Below are 17,211 nucleotides of genomic sequence, written 5' to 3'. Positions count from 1 at the left end.
GAGAGGCACTGGATTCGGCGTTGCTGACCCTGCTGCAGGAGGACGCCAAGCAGACCAACAAGGAGCTGGCCCGCAAGCTGCACATCGCGCCGTCGACGTGCCTGGAACGGGTGCGGGAGCTGACCCGGCGCGGGATCGTGCGCGGGCACCACGTCGAAGTCGACCTGAAGAAGATCGGCCGGCCGGTGCAGGCGATGGTCGCGGTGCGGCTGCGCCCGCCCGACCGCGCGGTGATCGAATCGTTCCGCGCGTTCGTGGCGGGGCTGCCGGAGGTGCTGTCGGTGTTCGTGATGTCCGGCAGCGACGACTTCCTGCTGCACATCGCGGTCGCCGACAACGACCACCTGAGCGGGTTCGTCCTCGACCGGCTCACCCAGCGCAAGGAGATCGTCGACGTCCGGACGTCGGTGATCTTCAGCCACGTCCGCCGCACGGTGGTCACCCCGGTCGAATGACCGTCAGCGGTGGTGGAAGTACTCCTCGATGACTTCCCAGCGCGCGAGGTTGTGCTTCGCGTCCGCCAGGGCGTCGTGCTGGTCGGTCGGGGCCGAGGGCAGCTTCGGCTTGCCCGCGTCCTCCCACCGCTGGCGCAGGTCGCGCGTGAAGCGTGGCAGCTGGCGGGGCAGGGCCGGCATCGGGCCCCACAGCTGGGCCAGCGCCACGTGGTCGTACGCCGCGAACCAGGCCCACAGCTCGATGCCGCCCGGGGGCTTGCCGAAGAACTCCAGGAGGTCGGTGCGGATCTTCTCGCGGCTGCGCCACGCCCGGTCGGCCGGGGACGGGAGCTTGTCCAGCACGTTGTCGCGGACCCACTGGCCCGCGCGGGCCGGGTCGAACTCCGTCGAGACCGCGTAGAACTCGCGGCCCCGTTCGTCGACGACACCGATGGAGACCAGGTCGATCGTCACGCCGTCTTCGATGAACTCGGTGTCGTAGAAAAAACGCACTGGTGAACAGTAGTGGGTCAGCCGACCTTGGAGTCGGGCACCCGGGCCGCGTCGCGGGAGGACGGCTGGGCGGGCACCGCGGGCTTCACCCCGGCGGCTTCGGCGGCCAGCAGCTCCTTGGCCTTCGCCGCGTAGATGTCGACGTACTCCTGGCCGGAGAGCTCCATCAGCGCGTACATGATCTCGTCGGTGATCGACCGCTCGATGAAGCGGTCGCCGGCGAGGCCTTCGTAGCGCGAGAAGTCCAGCGGCGTGCCGAAGCGGACCTCGAGGCGGCGGGGCCACCACATCTTGGAGCCGATCGGGTTGACCTTGTCGGTGCCGATCATCGCCACCGGGACGACGACGCCGCCGGACTCCAGGGCGATGCGGGCGACGCCGGTCTTGCCCTTGTAGAGGCGGCCGTCCGGGGAACGGGTGCCTTCGGGGTAGATGCCGAGCAGGTGGCCGGCCTTGACCAGGCGGGTCGCCGTGTCGAGCGCGGCCTGGGCGGCGTTGCCGCCGGAGCGGTCGATCGGGAACTGGCCGACGCCGGTGAAGAACCACTTCTTGAGCAGGCCCTTGAAGCCGGGCTCGGTGAAGTACTCCGACTTGGCCGGGAAGGTGACCTTGCGCTTGACCCGCAGCGGCATGAAGAACGAGTCCGCGACCGCCAGGTGGTTGCCGGCCAGGATCGCGCCGCCGGTCTCGGGGATGTTCTCCGCGCCGACGACCTTGGTCGGCCACAGCGTCTTGAGCAGCGGTCCGATGAATACCCACTTCATGAGCCAGTACAGCACCGGTGCCTCAGTCCTCCATCGCTGCTCAACCCCTGCCACCCGCGCGAGACAGCCTACGAACCCGGGCGGCCGCCGCACAACGGAGACCACCCGGTTACCGGCGGGCAGCGATCGATCTCACAGCGAATTCCGGGTCCGGGCGGAACCCCACAACGCCCGCGAGCCGTGAGAGCATGGACGGATCCACCGCTCACACGGAAGGCGATCGCATGGGCGTGCTCGCCGGCGCGGAACCGTTCGGCCACACCGGTTCGGCCGACACCGGGTTCCTGCTCTGCCACGGGTTCACCGGTACCCCGGCGAGCATGCGGGCCTGGGGTGATCACCTGGCCGGCGCCGGGTTCACCGTGCGCTGCCCGCTCCTGCCCGGCCACGGCACCCGCTGGCCGGACCTCAACCGCACGACGTGGGAAGACTGGTACGGCACGGTCCGGGAAGCGCTCCTCGAGCTGCTCTCGGCGTGCAAGACGGTCTTCGTCGGCGGCCTCTCCATGGGCGGCACGCTCACCCTGCGCCTCGCCGAGGAGTTCGGCGACCGGATCGCCGGGATCGTCCTGGTCAACCCGTCGGTGACGCGGCTGAAGTGGGACACGAAGCTGCTGCCGGTGCTGGGCCGGATCGTGCCGTCGGTGCCGGCGATCGCGAACGACATCAAGAAGCCGGGCGAGACCGAGCTGGCCTACCCCCGCACCCCGGTCCGGGCCGCCGCGAGCCTGGCGAAGCTGTGGGCCGTCGTGCGCGCGGACCTGGGCAAGGTCACGCAGCCGGTGCTGCTGCTGCACTCGTCGGTCGACCACGTCGTCGAGCCGGTGAACTCGCAGCTCGTGCTGCAAGGGGTCTCGAGCACCGACGTCACCGAGGTGGTGCTGGAGAACAGCTACCACGTGGCGACGCAGGACAACGACGCCGAGGTGATCTTCACGCGTAGCGTCGAGTTCGCGAAGGCGCACGCCGCACAGCCTGAGGAGACCGCATGAGCCGGGGGAAGGACGGGCCGGAGGACGTCGACGCGACGTTCGCCGAGATCGTCGCCGACCTGCGGGCCGACGGGTTCGGGCTCCCCGAAGACGACACTGCCGACACCGCCGACGCCGCGGGGCCCCAGCAGACCGGCACGGCGACCGAGCAGCGGAAGACGCCGGAACGGCCCGCCGAGCCGCCGGCCGCGGACCCCTCCCCGCCCGAGCCCGGCTGGCGGTCCGGGGGCACGTCGTGGGACACGACGATGTTCTCCGACGACCCCGCGGGCGACGACGAGCACTACGTCCCGCCGGAGCCGCCGCCGCTGCCGCGGCCGAAGATGGGCGCGTTCCTCATCCTGCTGCTGTTCCTGGCCGGGCTGTTCCTGCTGATCCTGCCCGGCGCGATCGGCGTCGGCCCGACGGTGGCGACCCCGCTCGGCATCCTCGCGCTCGCGACGGCGATCGCGCTCCTGCTGCTGCGCGTCCGGCAGGGACCGCCGCCCGGCGCCGATCCCAGCAACGGCGCCCAGGTCTGACGCGCCACGGCGATGCGCATCGACTTCACCCCTTCGCGGCGATCGACCGTCGGCGCGGAATGGGAGCTCGGCCTGGTCGACCGCCGCAGCGGCGAGCTGTCCTCGGTGGCGGAGCGGATCCTCGAGGCCGTCCGCCCCGACGGCGCCGCCGAGCACCCGAAGATCAAGCAGGAGCTGCTGCTCAACACCATCGAGATCATCACCGGCGTCTGCGAAACGATCGCCGAGGTCAAGGCCGACCTGAACGAGTCCCTCGACGTCGTGCACGGCGTCGCCGACCCGCTCGGCGTCGAGATGTTCTCGGCCGGGACGCACCCGTTCTCGAACTGGTACCAGCAGAAGGTCACCGACAAGGAGCGCTACGCCAAGCTGATCGACCGGACCCAGTGGTGGGGACGGCAGATGCTGATCTACGGCGTCCACGTGCACGTCGGGGTCGACCACCGCGAGAAGGTCCTGCCGATCCTGGACGGGCTGCTCAACTACGCGCCGCACCTGCAGGCGCTGTCGGCGTCGTCGCCGTACTGGGGCGCCGAGGACACCGGGTACGCGTCGAACCGGGCGCTGATGTTCCAGCAGCTGCCGACGGCCGGGCTGCCGTTCCAGTTCCGGAAGTGGGCGGAGCTGGAGAACTACGTCGACGACATGTTCACCACCGGCGTGATCGACCACTTTTCGGAGATCCGCTGGGACATCCGGCCGGCCCCGCACCTGGGCACGATCGAGATGCGCGTCTGCGACGGGCTGCCGACGCTGGAGGAGGTCGGCGCGATCGCGGCGCTGACGCAGTGCCTGGTCGACGACTTCAGCCAGCGCCTCGACGACGGCGAGATCCTGCCGACGCTGCCGCCGTGGCACGTCCAGGAGAACAAGTGGCGCGCGGCCCGCTACGGCACCGACGCGATCGTCATCCTCGACGCGGCGGGGCGCGAACGGCTGGTCACCGACGACATCGCCGACCTGCTGGACCGGCTGGAGCCGGTGGCGCGGCGGCTCGGCTGCGTCGCCGAGCTGCGGGACGTCGAGACGATCCTGGAGTACGGGCCGAGCTACCGGCGGCAGCGGGCGGTCGCGGAACGGCACAAGGGCAGCCTCAAGGCCGTGATGGCGTCGCTGGTCTCCGAGATGCGCGACGGGATCGCGAAGGACTAGAGCCGGTCCAGCCGGGTGCGCAAGGTGCCCGGGCCGAGGATCGCCGCGCCGAGCGCTTCGACGCGCCCTTTCAGCTCGCGGTCGGCCGTCGCGACCAGGATCCTGGCATCGGCCTGCTTCGCGACGACCTCGACGATCTTCGAGTCGCCGTCCGTGTCCGCGGAGACGACCTCGACGCCGGGCACGCCCGTGACGTGCTTGGCCTTGCCTTCGACGACCAGGACGATCCGCGGCCACCAGGTCACGGCGGGGTCGTCCGGATCGGTCAGGCCGGCTTCGGCGAGGCGGGCGAGCTGGTCGCGCAGCCGCTCGGCGGCGCCGTGCCGGTCGCGCCACCAGCCGTCCGGCCGCGAGCCCACGACGTTGGCCCCGTCGACGACGAGGACGAGCTCCCGCCCGACGCGGGGCCGCAGGTCCGGCCAGGCGGCGGCGAAGTCGCGGTGCAGGGGGTAACCGGGGACGTCTTCGGGATCCACCCAGCGCACCTCCGCGCTCTCGGTGTTGGCGACCCGCGCCTCGGCGCCTTCGGCGAGGGCGAGCACGGTGGTGTAGCTCCAGTCCCCGTGGTCGACGACGGAGGCGGAGACGGTCCGGAAGGCTTCGGCGGGCACGGAGGCCTCTTCGAAGGCTTCGCGGGCGGCCGCGGTGAGCGCCGTTTCGCCCGCCTCGATGGCCCCGCCGGGCAGCGCCCAGGTGCGGCCGTGGTGCACCCACCAGGCCCGGCGCTGCAGCAGGACCCCGCGCGCGGGATCGACGAGCAGCAACCCGGCGGCGCCGTAGCGGCCCCAGTGCAGGTGCCCGCAGGAACACTTGACGAAGACGCTCGCGGACTGGTGACTCACTCGGCCAGCCTGTCACAATTCCCGGCGTGACCCGGTTCGACCAGCTCAAGCCCACCTTCTGGGACCGCGGTCCCGGCGAGCCGCTGAGCGCCCGCACCTTCGCCCACGCCGGCCGCGAGCTGGGCGTCCGCCTGCCGATCGAGCTGGGCGAGCTGCTGGGCCTGCGCAACGGCGGCGCGGTGGCGGCTTCGTTCGACGCCTTCCCGACGAGCGCGCCGACGTCGTACAGCGCCACGCACGTGCCGTTCGACCAGCTCCTCGGCGTCGGCGGGCGGCTGTCGATCCTGGATTCGCCCTACCTGAGCGCGGAGTGGGACCTGCCTCGCCAGGTGGTGGTGCTGTCCGGGGACGGCCACACGTGGGTCGCGCTGGACTACCGCCGGTCTTCGGAGCCGTCGGTGACGTGGTTCGACGTGGAGCTGGAGGCCGAGCTGGCGTTGGCGCCGACGTTCCGGGCGTTCGCCGAGGGACTCGTGCCGTCGGGGAGCTTCCCGGAGGAGTAACGCCGCCGGCCGCCGATGACCGCGGTCAGGAGGATGGCCAGTGTGATGCCGCTCAGCAGCACGACGGCCAGCACCGGGCCCGGGACCAGGGGCTTGAGCAGGAACTGCGCCGCGAGCGCCCAGCCCACGCCTTCCACGAGCAACGCCACCAGGGGCACCCACCGCCGGCGCGCCTTCCAGCGCAGCACGGCCGCCGCGGCCACCAGAAGCAGGCCGCCGAGCCCGATCGCGATCCCCATGGCCGGGAGATACCCAGCGTCCCGGGCGGGCGAACACGCTCGCGGGCCCGCCCCCGATCGCCACGCTCGCGGGCCCGCCCCCGATCGCCACGCTATCGGGAGCCACCGACGGTTCCGGGCCACGAGGGTCCCGAATGAGTCATTCGGGACGCTGGAGGTCGCGAATGAGTCATTCGGGACGCTGGAGGTCGCGAATGACTCATTCGCGACCTTGGCGAGCGCGGTCAGACCGGGGTCTTGGCCGCTTCCAGGGCCAGCGCCGCCGCGCCGACGATCGCCGTGTCGTCGCCCAGGTGGGCCGTGCGGATCCGCGCCAAGGGCCGGTGCCGGGCTCCCGTGATCGCGCCCGCGTAGTGCTCGCGGGCCTCGTCCAGGAACAGGGGCGCCGACTCCGACACGCCCCCGCCGATCACGATGATCTCCGGGTCGAACACGTCCGCCACCAGTGCCAGGCCCTCGCCCAGCCACTTGGCCAGCTCGGCCATCGCCAGCTGGGCGATCGGGTCGCCGTCGCGGGCCGCGCCCGCCACGCGGCGGCCGGTCACCGAGCCCGGGTCGCCCGCGACCTGCTGGGCCAGCACCGTCGAGCGGCCCGGGTGGCGGGCCAGCAGCTCCACCGCCGTCGCCGCCAGCGCCGTGCCGCTGCAGTAGCGCTCCCAGCAGCCGTACTTGCCGCAGGGGCACGGCCGGCCGCCGCGGACCACCGTCAGGTGGCCCAGCTCCGGCGCGACGCCGTACGCGCCGCGGAACAGCTTGCCGTCCAGCAGCAGGCCCGCGCCGATGCCCGTGCCCAGCGCCACCAGCGCCGCCACGTGGGCGCCGCGGGCCGCGCCGAAGCGGTGCTCGCCGACCATCGCCGCGTTGACGTCGTGCTCCAGCAGCACCGGCAGGCCGACGCGCTTCTCGATCCGGTCCGCAACCGGCGCGCCGCGCCAGGCCAGGTGCGGCGCGAACATCACCGACCGGCGGTCGCGGGCCACGAACCCGGCCACGGCCAGGCCGACGCCCGCCACCTCGTGGCGGTTGCGCAGGTCCTCGATGACGCCCGCGATGGCGTCCTCGAGGGCGCCTTCCTCGCTCGGCGTCCCGACGCGTGCCGTGTCGAGCAGGGAGCCGCGCTCGTCCACCACGCCGGCCCGGACGCTCGTCCCGCCGACGTCCACCCCTATCGTCCGCACTCAGTTCTCCCACTCGTCACGCCTGCGGACGGCGATGTGCTGGACCCGCACCGACACCGACGCGTCGGCCGGGGGCCGCGGCGCGGGCCGGAACCCGGGCATGTGGACGCCCTCCTCCGGCTCCCAGCGGTCCGCCAGCACCGCGCGCAGCAGGGCGACCAGCTGCGCGAGCTGCTCGGCCACCCTCGCCACCAGCTCGGGACGCTCACCTCGCACAACGGCGACGATCGCACACAGCGGGCACCAGCCGCACGCCGAAGCCCCGGCGTTCCCCTCCTCAGGGGTGCCGTGCCCGGCGGCGACCACCTCCTGCAGCCAGGGCGCCGCCTTCTCGACGACCATCTCGACGAGCAGCCGGAGCTCCTCGACGAGCCGCGGCCCGTCCGTGGGTTCCTCTTCGCTCACCCGCGTCCCCGGTTCCCGGCCAGGCTCACGACCAGGCCGTCGGCGTCGGATTCCGCGCCGGTGATCCGGCACGGCCGCAGCGACTCCGGCAGGGCGATGAGCCTGCGGAAGCCGTCCACGGTGATCGCCAGGTCGTCGTCGACGCGGGCGAGGTCGACCTCGGCGTCCCGCGTGAGCGGGATCGCGATGCGCAGCGTGTACCCGTCCGGTGCCCGGCGGACCCGCAGCAGCGGGGTGACCGGGGTGCCGTCGCCGGCCAGGGGGTCGCCGTCGCGGTACAGCTCCGCGGCGATCTCCAGCAGCGCGGGCAGCCCGACCGGTTCGACGGCGCGGTGCTCGACGCGGGACACGCGCTCGAACCCGGCGCCGGAGAGCTCGGCGAGCACGGCGTCCTGCTGGGTGCGGCGGGTGCGCAGCCACGACGCGGCGCCGCCGCGCCAGAAGCCGGGCGCGGGCATCAGCCGGTTGGCGATCAGGCCGTCGACGGCGATGCCGCGCAGGGCCAGCGAGCTGAGCGTGCGGCGCGCTTCGGCGACGACCACCCGCTCGGGGGTGAGGACCAGCCGGACCGTGGTCACCGACGGCTCGGTGAGCAGCGCGCGCAAGCCGTCGAGGTGGACGCCGAGCCGGCGCACGGACTCGGTGACGCGGCGGCCGAACACGCGCGTCAGGTAGCCCGAGACGGCTTCCGGGAGGGCGAGCAGCCGCAGCGTCTCGGCCGTCGGCCCGCAGTCGACGACGATGGTCTCCCACGGCCCGTCTTCGGCGAGCCGGCGGACCTCGGTGAGGGCGAGCAGCTCGTCGACGCCGGGCAGCACGGTGAGCTCTTCGGCGTCCAAGGTGTCGAGCCCCGCGCCGGCCAGTGCGGCCTGGAGCTCGGCGCGCAGCCGGTGCCAGGTGGTGTCCACCAGCGTCCGCGAATCGATCTGGACGGCCGACAGCAGGGCGTCCACTTCGGACGGTTCGGCGCCCAGGGGGTGGCCGAAGGCGTCGCCGAGCGAGTGCGCCGGGTCGGTGGACACGACCAGCGTCTTCCTGCCGCGAGCGGCCAGGGCGGCGCCGGTGGCGGCGGCCAGCGTCGTCTTCCCGACACCCCCCTTGCCGGTGAACAGCAGGATCCGCACGCGGCTACCCCTCGGCCCGCTTCTTGAGCTCCTTCAGCGCGGTGTCCATGACCATCTTCTCGGCCTTGCGGCGCAGCAGCCCGATCATCGGGAGCGCCAGCTCGACCGAGAGCGTGTAGGTGACCCGGGTCCGGCCGCCCAGGTCCTCGAGCGCGTACCGGCCGTTCTGCGCCTTCTGCATCTGGCCCTTGACCAGGTGCCAGCTGACGCCGAGGCCGTCACCGTCCCAGTCGTACTCGAGGGTGTAGACGTCCTTGATCGGGCCCGCGTCCAGGGTCAGCTTGACCTGTTTGGCCCGGCCACCGGCGTCGGTGTCGAGGACCTCGGTCTGCCGGACGGCCTTGGCCCATTCCGGGTACGCGGGGAAGTCGGCGATCACGGCCATCACCCGGCTGGGCTCGGCGTCGACCTCGATGGACTGTGTGGACTGCTCGGCCATGGGACGAAGCGTAGCCGCCGCGGTCGGTCACCAGCGCAGCACGTACGGCTGCCCGGTCTCCTTGAAGTGACCCACGTTACGGCACTCGGTCAGGCCGACCCGGACGCGCGAGGACAGCGGCTGGTGCACGTGGCCGAACACCGACCAGCGCGGCCGCTGCTCCCGGATCAGCTCCAGCAGCGCGGTGGAGCCGATCTCGTTGCGGCGCGCGACGACGTCGTAGGTCAGCTCCGGCAGCGCCGGCGGGCCGTGCGTGCAGAGGACATCGATGTCGGTGAGCGCGGCGACGCTCTTGTCGTAGTCCTCGCGATCCCGCAGGTAGGGGCGCCAGGCGGCGCCCTTGCGGCGGCGCGGGACGACGCCGTCGGGCAACAGCGCGCCGCCGACGAACCCGAACCGGAGGCCGCCGATCTCGGCCACCTCGCCGTCGAGGACCTGGACGCCCTCGCCGGTGAACTCGGGCCACAGCGAGGGCGTGTCGACGTTGCCGGGGGTGGCGTAGGTGGGCGCGGTCATGGCCGCGAACAGCGCCGCGTACTGCTCGCGGATGGCCTCGTCGACCGCGGCGGCCGGGTCGTCGAGGCTCGCCCAGAGCGTCCGGGAGAAGGCAACGGTTTCGTCACGGGTGCCCTCGCGGCGCAGGCGCGCGAACTCCCCCACCTTCTCGGCGCCGAACAGCGCGCCCATGATGCCCTTGTCGTGGTCGCGGTAGTCGACGAAGTCCAGCAGGTCGCCGAGCACGACCAGCGCGTCGGCCCCGTCCCCCGCCCGCTTCAGCGCGTCCGCGTTGCCGTGCACGTCCGAGACGACGTGTACCCGCACCCCTGGTCCCTTCAGTCTTCGCCGCGCGGAGGCACCCCGGGCTCGCGCCCGTCCTCCAGGATCTCCTTGAGCCCGAGCGCGATCGCCTTGGCCGCGCGGGCCCGCCGGTCGAACTCCCGGCGCAGGTCGCGCGGCGCCAGCGCACGGGGCGCGCCCGCCGCGTCGGCGGGGGTCGCCCGCAGGAAGTAGTGCAGCAGAGTGCCGTCGAGCACCGGCTCGAGCCAGACCTCCATCGTACCGACGAGCGCGCCCCGCACGGTCCAGCGCAGGCCCTTGTCCCCCCGGTCGGTGTAGACCTCCAGGACCAGGTCGGGCCAGTAGCGCGTCCACGACCTGGGATCGGCGAAAGCGGCGGCCACGGTGGACGGCGGGACCGCGAGGAACGTCTCGTCGACGACGTCGATGGCGGGCGGTGCGTTCACGTGCGAAGAATGTCACGCCCTCGCCGTGCGACGGCGATCAGCATGGTCTTAAGGTGCTCACCACGCTAAGTTGACTGGCGGGTAACAGCGGTGTCGCCTGCCGCACGCGTTGAACACGGAGGTCCACGTGCGCGAATACAGCGCTCCCGCCGGCAAGCCGGTGGCCGACGACGAGAACATGTCCGATGTCGTCTGGGCGAACGCCGAGCGGTTCTCCGACGTGGTGAGCTTCCGCCGCCAGGTCGAGGGCAGCTGGCTGGACGTGACCGCCAAGGAGTTCGCCGCCCAGGTGCTGGCCGTCGCCAAGGGCATGGCCCAGGCCGGGATCGGCCGCGGCGACCGCGTCGCGATCATGTCGAAGACCCGCTACGAGTGGACGCTGATCGACTTCGCGATCTGGGCCGCGGGCGCGGTCACGGTGCCGATCTACGACACCTCGTCGCCCGAACAGGTGTACTGGATCCTCTCCGACTCGGCCGCCAAGGGCGTGTTCGTCGAGACGAACGGCCACCGCGGCGCGGTCGAGGAGATCCGCGACCGGCTCACCGGGCTGGACCACACCTGGCAGATCGAGGGCGACTCCCCCGCCGTCGAAGAGCTGGCCGCGCTGGGCGCTTCGCTGTCCGACGACGAGCTGCACGAGCGCCGCCGCGAGGTCAGCGCCGACGAGCTCGCCACGATCGTCTACACCTCGGGCACCACCGGCCGCCCCAAGGGCGTCGAGCTGACCCACCGCAACCTGCTGGCCGAGATCCGCGCCGACATCGAGGCGTTCCCGCAGCTGATGGAGCAGGGCAACTCGCTGCTGGTGTTCCTGCCGCTGGCGCACGTGCTGGCCCGCGCGATCGCGGTGACCGCGCTCACCGCCCGGGTCACCCTCGGGCACACCCCGGACGTCAAGAACCTGGTCGCCGACCTCGGCACGTTCCGGCCGACGTTCGTCGTCGCCGTGCCGCGCGTGTTCGAGAAGGTCTACAACTCGGCGAAGCAGAAGGCCCACGGCGACGGCAAGGGCAAGATCTTCGACGCCGCCGAGGCGGTCGCGGTCGAGTACAGCCAGGCCCAGGACAAGGGCGGCGCCGGGCTCGGCCTCAAGCTGAAGCACCTGGCGTTCGACAAGCTCGTCTACGGCAAGCTGCGCGCGGCCCTCGGCGGCCGCTGCGTCGCGGCGGTGTCCGGCGGCGCCCCGCTCGGCGCGCGGCTGGCGCACTTCTTCCGCGGCATCGGCGTCCCGGTGTTCGAGGGCTACGGCCTGACCGAGACGTCCGCGGCGGCGAACGTCAACACGCAGACGGCGTTCCGCGTCGGCACGGTCGGCAAGCCGGTCAACGGCACGTCGGTCCGCATCGCCGACGACGGCGAGGTCATGCTCAAGGGCGACGTCGTGTTCCGGGCGTACTACAACAACCCGGAGGCGACGAAGGAAGCGCTCACCGACGGCTGGTTCCACACCGGCGACCTCGGCGAGCTCGACTCCGACGGCTTCCTGAAGATCACCGGCCGCAAGAAGGAGATCATCGTGACGGCGGGCGGCAAGAACGTCGCCCCGTCCGGCCTCGAGGACACGATCAAGGCGGCCCCGCTGGTCAGCCAGGCCATGGTGGTCGGCGACCAGCGCCCGTTCATCGCGGCACTGGTCACGGTGGACGAGGAGTACTTCCCGGCGTGGAAGTCCCAGCACGGCAAGCCTTCTTCGGCCACGGTCGCGGACCTCGCTTCGGACGCCGACCTGCTCGCCGAGATCCAGGCGGCGGTGGACGAGGCGAACAAGCAGGTGTCGAAGGCCGAGGCGATCAAGAAGTTCACGGTGCTGTCCAACGACTTCACCGAGGCCGGCGGCGAGATCACGCCGAGCCTGAAGCTGAAGCGGAACGTGGTGTCGAAGAACTACGCGAACGACATCGAAGGCCTGTACAAGAAGTAGCGAGCTGCCTGAGGGGCACCTTCCTGGACTTGAGAGCCAGGAAGGTGCCCCTCATGGCGTTCAGGGCCGGGTGAAACCGTGGCTGCGCTCCACCTTCGCCACGTGCAGGGTGTAGCTCTGGTACCACTCGGCCCGGCCGCGCTGCTGCGCTCCGCGGTGCTCGGCGTTGCGGCGCCACTCGCCGAGGGCGTCGGCGTCGCGGAAGTACCCGACGGTGATGCCCAGTCCGCCCGGGGTCTGCGCGTGGTCCATCCCCAGGTAGCCGGGGACCTCCCGGACGAGTTCTTCCATGCGGGCGTTCGTTTCGCCGTACCCGCTCTGCTCCGCGGTTCGCACAGTGGTGAAGACAGCCACGTAGTACGGCGGTTCTAACGCCCCGACGGGCGCTTCCGGGTGATCGCTCATGGCGTCACCGTAGGGTCGGCCCGGCCCGGCGGACCAGCGCTTTACCGAGTCGTGTGCTGGGCCGTCACGAAGTCGCGGTACCAGCGGTAACTCGCCCGGGGCGTCCGCGCCTGCGTCGCGTAGTCCACGTGCACCAGGCCGAACCGGTGCTTGTACCCGTGCGCCCACTCGAAGTTGTCCAGCAGGGACCAGCAGAAGTACCCCCGCAGGTCCACCCCCGCCGCCGCGGCGGTGCGCGCCGCCTCGATGTGCTCGCTCAGGTACGTGATGCGCTCGTAGTCGGCGAAGTCGCTGCGGTCCGGGTAGACGCAGCCGTTCTCCGTGACGTACACCGGGGGCAGCCCCGGGTAGCGGTTGTGCAGGCCCACCAATGCCTCCGTCAGGCCCTCCGGCTCCACCGGCCAGCCCATGCCCGTGCGCGGGACGTCCGGCAGCCGCGAGGTGTCGACGCCGATGTCGGCCACCGTCCGTGCCGCCGGGTCCGGTTCGCGGAGCGGGGCGTCCGCGACGTGGAGGCGGTAGTAGTAGTTGACGCCCAGGTAGTCCAGCGGCTGCCCGATCGTCCCCAGGTCGCCGTCGCGGCGGAAGGCGAAGTCCGAGACGCCGCTGAACATCGCCGCCAGGCCCGGCGCGTAGCGGCCGCCGAACAGCGGGTCGGTGAACTGGCGGCGCAGCAGCGTGTCCTGGCGGGCGGCGGCCGCCGCGTCCGCGGCCGAACCGGACACCGGGACCACCGGGGACTGGTTGAGGACGATGCCGAACTGGTGGTGCGGCGGTGCCTGCGCCCGCATCGCGCGCACCGCCGAGCCGTGTCCGAGCAGCAGGTGGTGGGCCGCCGCGAGGGCGCCGTGCCCCTCCTTCGCGCCGGGTGCGTGGCGGCCCTCGCCGTAGCCCGCGACCGCGCACGGGTACGGCTCGTTCAGCGTCGTCCAGTGCTCGACCAGGTCACCGAGCTCCGCGTGGACCAGGGCCGCATAGTCGGCGAACCGGAACGCCGTGTCGCGGGACCGCCAGCCGCCTTCGTCCTCCAGCGCCTGGGGCAGGTCCCAGTGGTAAAGCGTCAGGAACGGCTCGATCCCCTTCTCCCGCAGCCCTTCCACGAGCCGCCGGTAGAAGTCGAGCCCGCGGCGTTCGACGCGGCCGCGGCCGGAGGGCTGCACGCGCGGCCACGACACCGAGAACCGGTAGGCGTCCACGCCGAGGCCGGCGAGCAGGGCGAGGTCCTGGGGCCAGCGGTGGTAGTGGTCCGCCGCCGGCTCCCCGGTGTCGCCGCCCGCCACCGCGCCGGGGACCGCGGCGAAGGTGTCCCAGATGGACGGTCCGCGGCCGTCCGCGGTGGTGGCGCCCTCGATCTGGAACGCCGAAGTGGCGACGCCCCAGCGGAAACCGGGCGGGAAACTGGTGGTCACGGTGATCTCCGGGAGGTCAGCCCTTGAGCGCGCCCTGCATGATGCCGCCGACGATCTGGCGGCCGAACAGCAGGAACACGAGGAGGACGGGGACGGTGCCGATGGTCGCGGCGGTGAGCACGAGCGTGTAGTCGGTGGTGTAGCCACTGGCCAGGCTGGACAGTGCGGTCTGAACCGTCGGGTTCTCCGGCACCAGCACCACCAGCGGCCAGAAGAAGTCGTTCCACGCCTGCATGAACGTGAACAGCCCGAGCACCGCCGCGGCCGGGCGGGCGGCGGGCAGCGCCACGTGCCAGAACAGCCGCAGCGAGCCGCAGCCGTCCATCCGCCCGGCTTCCAGCAGCTCCAGCGGCAGCGCGCGTTCGAAGTACTGGCGCATGAAGAACACGCCGAACGCGGTGACGAGCCCGGGCACGATCACCGCCTGCAGCTGCCCGGCCCAGCCGAAGTCGGCCATCATCATGTAGAGCGGGACGACGCCGAGCTCGGTCGGGATCGCCTGGGTGGCGACCACGAGCAGCAGCAGGAACGTCCGCCCGCGGAATTTCAGCTTGGCGAAGGCGAACCCGGCGAGCGTCGAGAACAGCACCACGGACACGGTGATCGTGCCCGCGACGATCAGCGAGTTCCCCAGCGCCAGCGCGAAGTTCGTCTCGTCGAAGACGCGGGCGATGTTCTCGAACAGGTGCCCGCCGGGCACGAGCACGGGCGGCACGCTCCCGACCGCCTCCGTCGTCTGCGAGGAGACGACGAACGACCAGTACACGGGGAACGCCGAGCCGGCCAGGATCGCGATCAGCGCGGCGTAGGTCCACGGGCTCGCGATCCGCCGCCCGATGCGCCGGATCCGGCCGGGCGCCGCGGCCGGCGGCGCGGGTGCGGCCGGCGTCAGCACGGTGGTCATGTCGGCTCCTCAGTCCGTTTGGATGCGCCGGGTGACCAGGTACGACACACCGGCGACGAGCATCGTGGCCACGGCCAGGATGAGCGCGATCGCCGAGCTGTAGCCGAAGTCGTACTTGGTGAAGCCCTGCTCGTAGAGGTAGAGCGCGGCGGTCTGGAACTGCCGGTCCGAGCCGCCGGTGGCGGCCGCCGTACCGGGGTTGAACAGCAGCGGTTCGGCGAGCAGCCGCATGTTCCCGGTCGTCGCGATCACCGTGGAGAAGATGATCTGCGGCCGCAGCAGCGGCACGGTGATCCGCCAGAACTGCTGCCACCCGCGGGCGCCGTCGAGCGTCGCGGCTTCGTACATGGCCGACGGGATCGCCTGCATCGACGCCAGGAAGATCAGCGCGTGGTAGCCGGTCCAGCGCCACACCACCATCGCCGCGATGGCGGTGTGGGAGCTGGCCGTGCCGGCCTGCCAGTCGACCTGGCCGGCGCCGAACCAGCTCAGCACCCAGTTCACCAGGCCGAAGTCCCGGCCGAACAGCTGCGCGAAGATGATCGTCACCGCCGCCACCGAGGTGATGTTCGGCAGGATCATGCCCATCCGGAACAGCGTCCGCCCGCGCAGGCGCCGGTTGAGCAGGTGCGCGATGCCGAGCGCGAACAGGATCTGCGGGATCGTGGTCAGCAGCCACAGGCTGACCGTGTTCCCCATCGCGTTCCAGAAGTACGGGTCGTGGAACAGCAGCTGCTCGTAGTTGCCGAACCCGATGAACTGCGCGCCTTCGGCGTCGAGCAGGTTCCGCTTCTGCAGCGACACGAACGCCGTGTACAGCAGCGGGAACAACCCGAAGACGCCGAAGATCAGGAAGTACGGGCTGATGAAGCCGAACGGCGACAGCTTGACGTCCCACTTGTGCCGCCGGTCGGCCAGGGTGAGTGCCATTACTTCAGCTTCGCCACGTCACCGACCAGCTGCTGCCACGCCGCCGCGCCGTCCTGCTTGCCCTGCTCGACGCGCTGCATCGCGTTGCCGAACTCGGTCTGGACGTCCCCGGCCTTGGGGCCCTGGTACTGCGGGTTCAGCTTCTTCGCCGCGTCGGTGAACACCTTGCCGACGGGAGCGTTGTTGAAGAACGGGTTGGTGTAGCCGGTGATCTTCGGGTCGTCGTAGAGCGACGGCGTCGAGGGCAGCAGGCCCTTGCTGGTGAAGACCTTCGCCTGCTGCTCGGGCGCGGTCAGCCAGGCGGCGAGCTCGGCGGCTTCCTTGGTGTGCTTGCCCGACTTCGGCACGGTCAGGTACGAGCCGCCCCAGTTGCCGCCCCCGCCGGGCACGGTCGCGACGTCCCACTTGCCCGCGGTGTCCGGGGCCTGGTCCTTGATCTTGGTCATCATCCAGGCCGGGCAGGTGACCGTGGCGAACTGGCCCTGGGTGAAGCCGGTGTTCCAGGTCGGCGTGCTGTAGAGCAGGCCGGCGGAGAGGTTCGCCTTGACGGCGTCGACGACCTGGTTCCAGCCGGTGCGCAGCGCCGGGTTGCTGTCGACGACGAGCTGGTCGTTCTGGTCGTAGTAGCCGACGGGCGCCTGGCCGAAGATCGCGTTGAGCACGGTCGGGCCGCCGTCCATGAACTTGACGCCGTTCGGCGCCTTGGCCTGGAAGCGCTTGCCGGTCTCGAAGAACGCCTGCCAGGTGGGCCAGAGCGCGGAGACGGCGTCGCGGTCGGCGGGCAGCTGGGCCTTCTCGAACAGGTCGCGGCGGTAGCAGATGGCCAGGCCGCCGACGTCGGTGCCGTAGCCGATCTGCTGCCCGCCCTTGGCCAGCGACGCCGACCACTTCCAGCTCAGCCAGCGGTCCTTGACCTTGTCCCCGCCGACGGTGTTGAGGTCGACGAACTTGTCCGGGGTCGCCTTGAACTGGGCGACGTAGCCGGTGTCGATCGCTTCGATGTCCGCGGCGCCACCCCCGGTGGCCAGGTGCGCGGCGAGGTTCTTGTGGTGGTCTGAGTAGGCCGCGGTCCGCTCGGTGATCTCGATGCCGGGGTGCGCGGCCTGGTACTCCTTGATCAGGTCGGTGTAGCCGAAGTTGCCGAACAGGCCGAGGCTCAGCTTCACCTTCCCGCCGGCCGCGTCACCGCTCCCGCAGGCGCTCAAGGCGGTGACAGCGGCGCAGACGACCGCCAAGACGAGTCGGGGTGTCGTTTTCGGGCGCATGAGATCTCCGTTGTTCTGCGGGCC

Annotated in this window: 20 protein-coding genes; 6 read left to right on the top strand and 14 right to left on the bottom strand. The window is 71.6% G+C overall.

From position 1 onward, the window contains the following. Positions 1 to 8 precede the first annotated feature (8 nt). Complete coding sequence (locus tag AB5J73_RS25000; RefSeq protein WP_370973314.1) at positions 9 to 455, top strand: Lrp/AsnC family transcriptional regulator; 447 nt, start codon at positions 9 to 11, stop codon at positions 453 to 455. A 3-nt stretch (positions 456 to 458) separates the two neighbouring features. Here the strand turns inward: AB5J73_RS25000 and AB5J73_RS24995 are convergent, their stop codons facing one another. Together AB5J73_RS24995 and AB5J73_RS24990 are read right to left on the bottom strand one after the other, a co-directional pair. Then, complete coding sequence (locus AB5J73_RS24995; protein WP_370972823.1) at positions 459 to 947, bottom strand: polyadenylate-specific 3'-exoribonuclease AS; 489 nt, start codon at positions 945 to 947, stop codon at positions 459 to 461. 17 nt (positions 948 to 964) lie between these two features. Next, positions 965 to 1,726 carry a lysophospholipid acyltransferase family protein gene (locus AB5J73_RS24990; protein ID WP_370972820.1) on the bottom strand — a complete coding sequence of 254 codons (762 nt, stop codon included), beginning with the start codon at positions 1,724 to 1,726 and terminating at the stop codon, positions 965 to 967. 209 nt (positions 1,727 to 1,935) lie between these two features. Between AB5J73_RS24990 and AB5J73_RS24985 the strand changes: the two genes are divergently transcribed. From AB5J73_RS24985 to AB5J73_RS24975, 3 genes are read left to right on the top strand one after another with little or no spacing between them, the layout of a single operon-like run. Next, complete coding sequence (locus AB5J73_RS24985) at positions 1,936 to 2,703, top strand: alpha/beta hydrolase (RefSeq protein WP_370972817.1); 768 nt, start codon at positions 1,936 to 1,938, stop codon at positions 2,701 to 2,703. After that, positions 2,700 to 3,224 carry a hypothetical protein gene (locus tag AB5J73_RS24980; protein ID WP_370972815.1) on the top strand — a complete coding sequence of 175 codons (525 nt, stop codon included), beginning with the start codon at positions 2,700 to 2,702 and terminating at the stop codon, positions 3,222 to 3,224. The genes AB5J73_RS24985 and AB5J73_RS24980 overlap by 4 nt, the downstream gene beginning before the upstream one ends. A gap of 12 nt (positions 3,225 to 3,236) precedes the next feature. After that, the gene (locus AB5J73_RS24975; protein WP_370972812.1) at positions 3,237 to 4,376 is read left to right on the top strand and encodes a glutamate--cysteine ligase; all 1,140 of its coding nucleotides are present in this window, start codon (positions 3,237 to 3,239) and stop codon (positions 4,374 to 4,376) included. On the opposite strand, the gene AB5J73_RS24970 is transcribed toward AB5J73_RS24975, so the two are convergent. After that, positions 4,373 to 5,218 carry an NUDIX domain-containing protein gene (locus AB5J73_RS24970; protein WP_370972809.1) on the bottom strand — a complete coding sequence of 282 codons (846 nt, stop codon included), beginning with the start codon at positions 5,216 to 5,218 and terminating at the stop codon, positions 4,373 to 4,375. The two genes, AB5J73_RS24975 and AB5J73_RS24970, sit on opposite strands and share 4 nt — an antisense overlap. A gap of 26 nt (positions 5,219 to 5,244) precedes the next feature. On the opposite strand from AB5J73_RS24970, the gene AB5J73_RS24965 reads away from it, so the two are divergent. After that, positions 5,245 to 5,721 carry an SMI1/KNR4 family protein gene (locus AB5J73_RS24965; RefSeq protein WP_370972807.1) on the top strand — a complete coding sequence of 159 codons (477 nt, stop codon included), beginning with the start codon at positions 5,245 to 5,247 and terminating at the stop codon, positions 5,719 to 5,721. 463 nt (positions 5,722 to 6,184) lie between these two features. Here the strand turns inward: AB5J73_RS24965 and AB5J73_RS24960 are convergent, their stop codons facing one another. Genes AB5J73_RS24960 through AB5J73_RS24935 form a run of 6 tightly spaced genes read right to left on the bottom strand, consistent with a single transcriptional unit; the run spans position 6,185 to position 10,350 of the window. Further along, positions 6,185 to 7,123 (bottom strand): ROK family protein, encoded by a 939-nt coding sequence (locus tag AB5J73_RS24960; protein WP_370973312.1) that lies wholly within the window; start codon positions 7,121 to 7,123, stop codon positions 6,185 to 6,187. A 15-nt stretch (positions 7,124 to 7,138) separates the two neighbouring features. Then, the gene (locus AB5J73_RS24955) at positions 7,139 to 7,543 is read right to left on the bottom strand and encodes a hypothetical protein (RefSeq protein ID WP_370972804.1); all 405 of its coding nucleotides are present in this window, start codon (positions 7,541 to 7,543) and stop codon (positions 7,139 to 7,141) included. Continuing rightward, complete coding sequence (locus AB5J73_RS24950) at positions 7,540 to 8,667, bottom strand: ArsA family ATPase (RefSeq protein WP_370972802.1); 1,128 nt, start codon at positions 8,665 to 8,667, stop codon at positions 7,540 to 7,542. The genes AB5J73_RS24955 and AB5J73_RS24950 overlap by 4 nt, the downstream gene beginning before the upstream one ends. A gap of 4 nt (positions 8,668 to 8,671) precedes the next feature. Then, positions 8,672 to 9,106 carry an SRPBCC family protein gene (locus tag AB5J73_RS24945; RefSeq protein ID WP_370972800.1) on the bottom strand — a complete coding sequence of 145 codons (435 nt, stop codon included), beginning with the start codon at positions 9,104 to 9,106 and terminating at the stop codon, positions 8,672 to 8,674. Between the two features lie 27 nt (positions 9,107 to 9,133). Continuing rightward, positions 9,134 to 9,928: a metallophosphoesterase gene (locus AB5J73_RS24940; RefSeq protein ID WP_370972797.1), complete on the bottom strand. Its 795-nt coding sequence runs from the start codon at positions 9,926 to 9,928 to the stop codon at positions 9,134 to 9,136. Positions 9,929 to 9,939: 11 nt separating this feature from the next. Continuing rightward, positions 9,940 to 10,350 (bottom strand): polyketide cyclase / dehydrase and lipid transport, encoded by a 411-nt coding sequence (locus AB5J73_RS24935; protein WP_370972794.1) that lies wholly within the window; start codon positions 10,348 to 10,350, stop codon positions 9,940 to 9,942. A 127-nt stretch (positions 10,351 to 10,477) separates the two neighbouring features. Here AB5J73_RS24935 and AB5J73_RS24930 point away from each other — a divergent pair, with 127 nt between their 5' ends. Continuing rightward, on the top strand, positions 10,478 to 12,274 hold the full coding sequence (locus AB5J73_RS24930) for a long-chain fatty acid--CoA ligase (RefSeq protein WP_370972791.1): 1,797 nt from the start codon (positions 10,478 to 10,480) through the stop codon (positions 12,272 to 12,274). 60 nt (positions 12,275 to 12,334) lie between these two features. Here the strand turns inward: AB5J73_RS24930 and AB5J73_RS24925 are convergent, their stop codons facing one another. The 5 genes from AB5J73_RS24925 to AB5J73_RS24905 form a co-directional block, all read right to left on the bottom strand. Further along, positions 12,335 to 12,565: an antibiotic biosynthesis monooxygenase gene (locus tag AB5J73_RS24925; protein ID WP_370972789.1), complete on the bottom strand. Its 231-nt coding sequence runs from the start codon at positions 12,563 to 12,565 to the stop codon at positions 12,335 to 12,337. Between the two features lie 155 nt (positions 12,566 to 12,720). Then, the gene (locus AB5J73_RS24920; protein ID WP_370972786.1) at positions 12,721 to 14,088 is read right to left on the bottom strand and encodes a GH1 family beta-glucosidase; all 1,368 of its coding nucleotides are present in this window, start codon (positions 14,086 to 14,088) and stop codon (positions 12,721 to 12,723) included. A 16-nt stretch (positions 14,089 to 14,104) separates the two neighbouring features. After that, entirely contained in the window at positions 14,105 to 14,992 is an 888-nt protein-coding gene (locus tag AB5J73_RS24915) for a carbohydrate ABC transporter permease (RefSeq protein WP_370972783.1), read from the bottom strand. 9 nt (positions 14,993 to 15,001) lie between these two features. Then, complete coding sequence (locus AB5J73_RS24910) at positions 15,002 to 15,922, bottom strand: carbohydrate ABC transporter permease (protein WP_370972780.1); 921 nt, start codon at positions 15,920 to 15,922, stop codon at positions 15,002 to 15,004. Further along, complete coding sequence (locus AB5J73_RS24905; RefSeq protein WP_370972777.1) at positions 15,922 to 17,187, bottom strand: extracellular solute-binding protein; 1,266 nt, start codon at positions 17,185 to 17,187, stop codon at positions 15,922 to 15,924. The genes AB5J73_RS24910 and AB5J73_RS24905 overlap by 1 nt, the downstream gene beginning before the upstream one ends. Between the last annotated feature and the right edge of the window lie 24 nt (positions 17,188 to 17,211).

The sequence above is a fragment of the Amycolatopsis sp. cg9 genome (assembly GCF_041346945.1).
GTDB lineage: Bacteria > Actinomycetota > Actinomycetes > Mycobacteriales > Pseudonocardiaceae > Amycolatopsis.
This window is presented reverse-complemented; position numbering and strand designations above follow the sequence as displayed.

Coding starts and splice junctions, on each gene's coding strand:
- AB5J73_RS24985 (WP_370972817.1), top strand. CDS start 1,936: ATGGGCGTGCTCGCCGGCGCGGAACCGTTCGGCCACACCGGTTCGGCC.
- AB5J73_RS24980 (WP_370972815.1), top strand. CDS start 2,700: ATGAGCCGGGGGAAGGACGGGCCGGAGGACGTCGACGCGACGTTCGCC.
- AB5J73_RS24975 (WP_370972812.1), top strand. CDS start 3,237: ATGCGCATCGACTTCACCCCTTCGCGGCGATCGACCGTCGGCGCGGAA.
- AB5J73_RS24945 (WP_370972800.1), bottom strand. CDS start 9,106: ATGGCCGAGCAGTCCACACAGTCCATCGAGGTCGACGCCGAGCCCAGC.
- AB5J73_RS24925 (WP_370972789.1), bottom strand. CDS start 12,565: ATGGAAGAACTCGTCCGGGAGGTCCCCGGCTACCTGGGGATGGACCAC.
- AB5J73_RS24915 (WP_370972783.1), bottom strand. CDS start 14,992: ATGACCACCGTGCTGACGCCGGCCGCACCCGCGCCGCCGGCCGCGGCG.
- AB5J73_RS24910 (WP_370972780.1), bottom strand. CDS start 15,922: ATGGCACTCACCCTGGCCGACCGGCGGCACAAGTGGGACGTCAAGCTG.
- AB5J73_RS24905 (WP_370972777.1), bottom strand. CDS start 17,187: ATGCGCCCGAAAACGACACCCCGACTCGTCTTGGCGGTCGTCTGCGCC.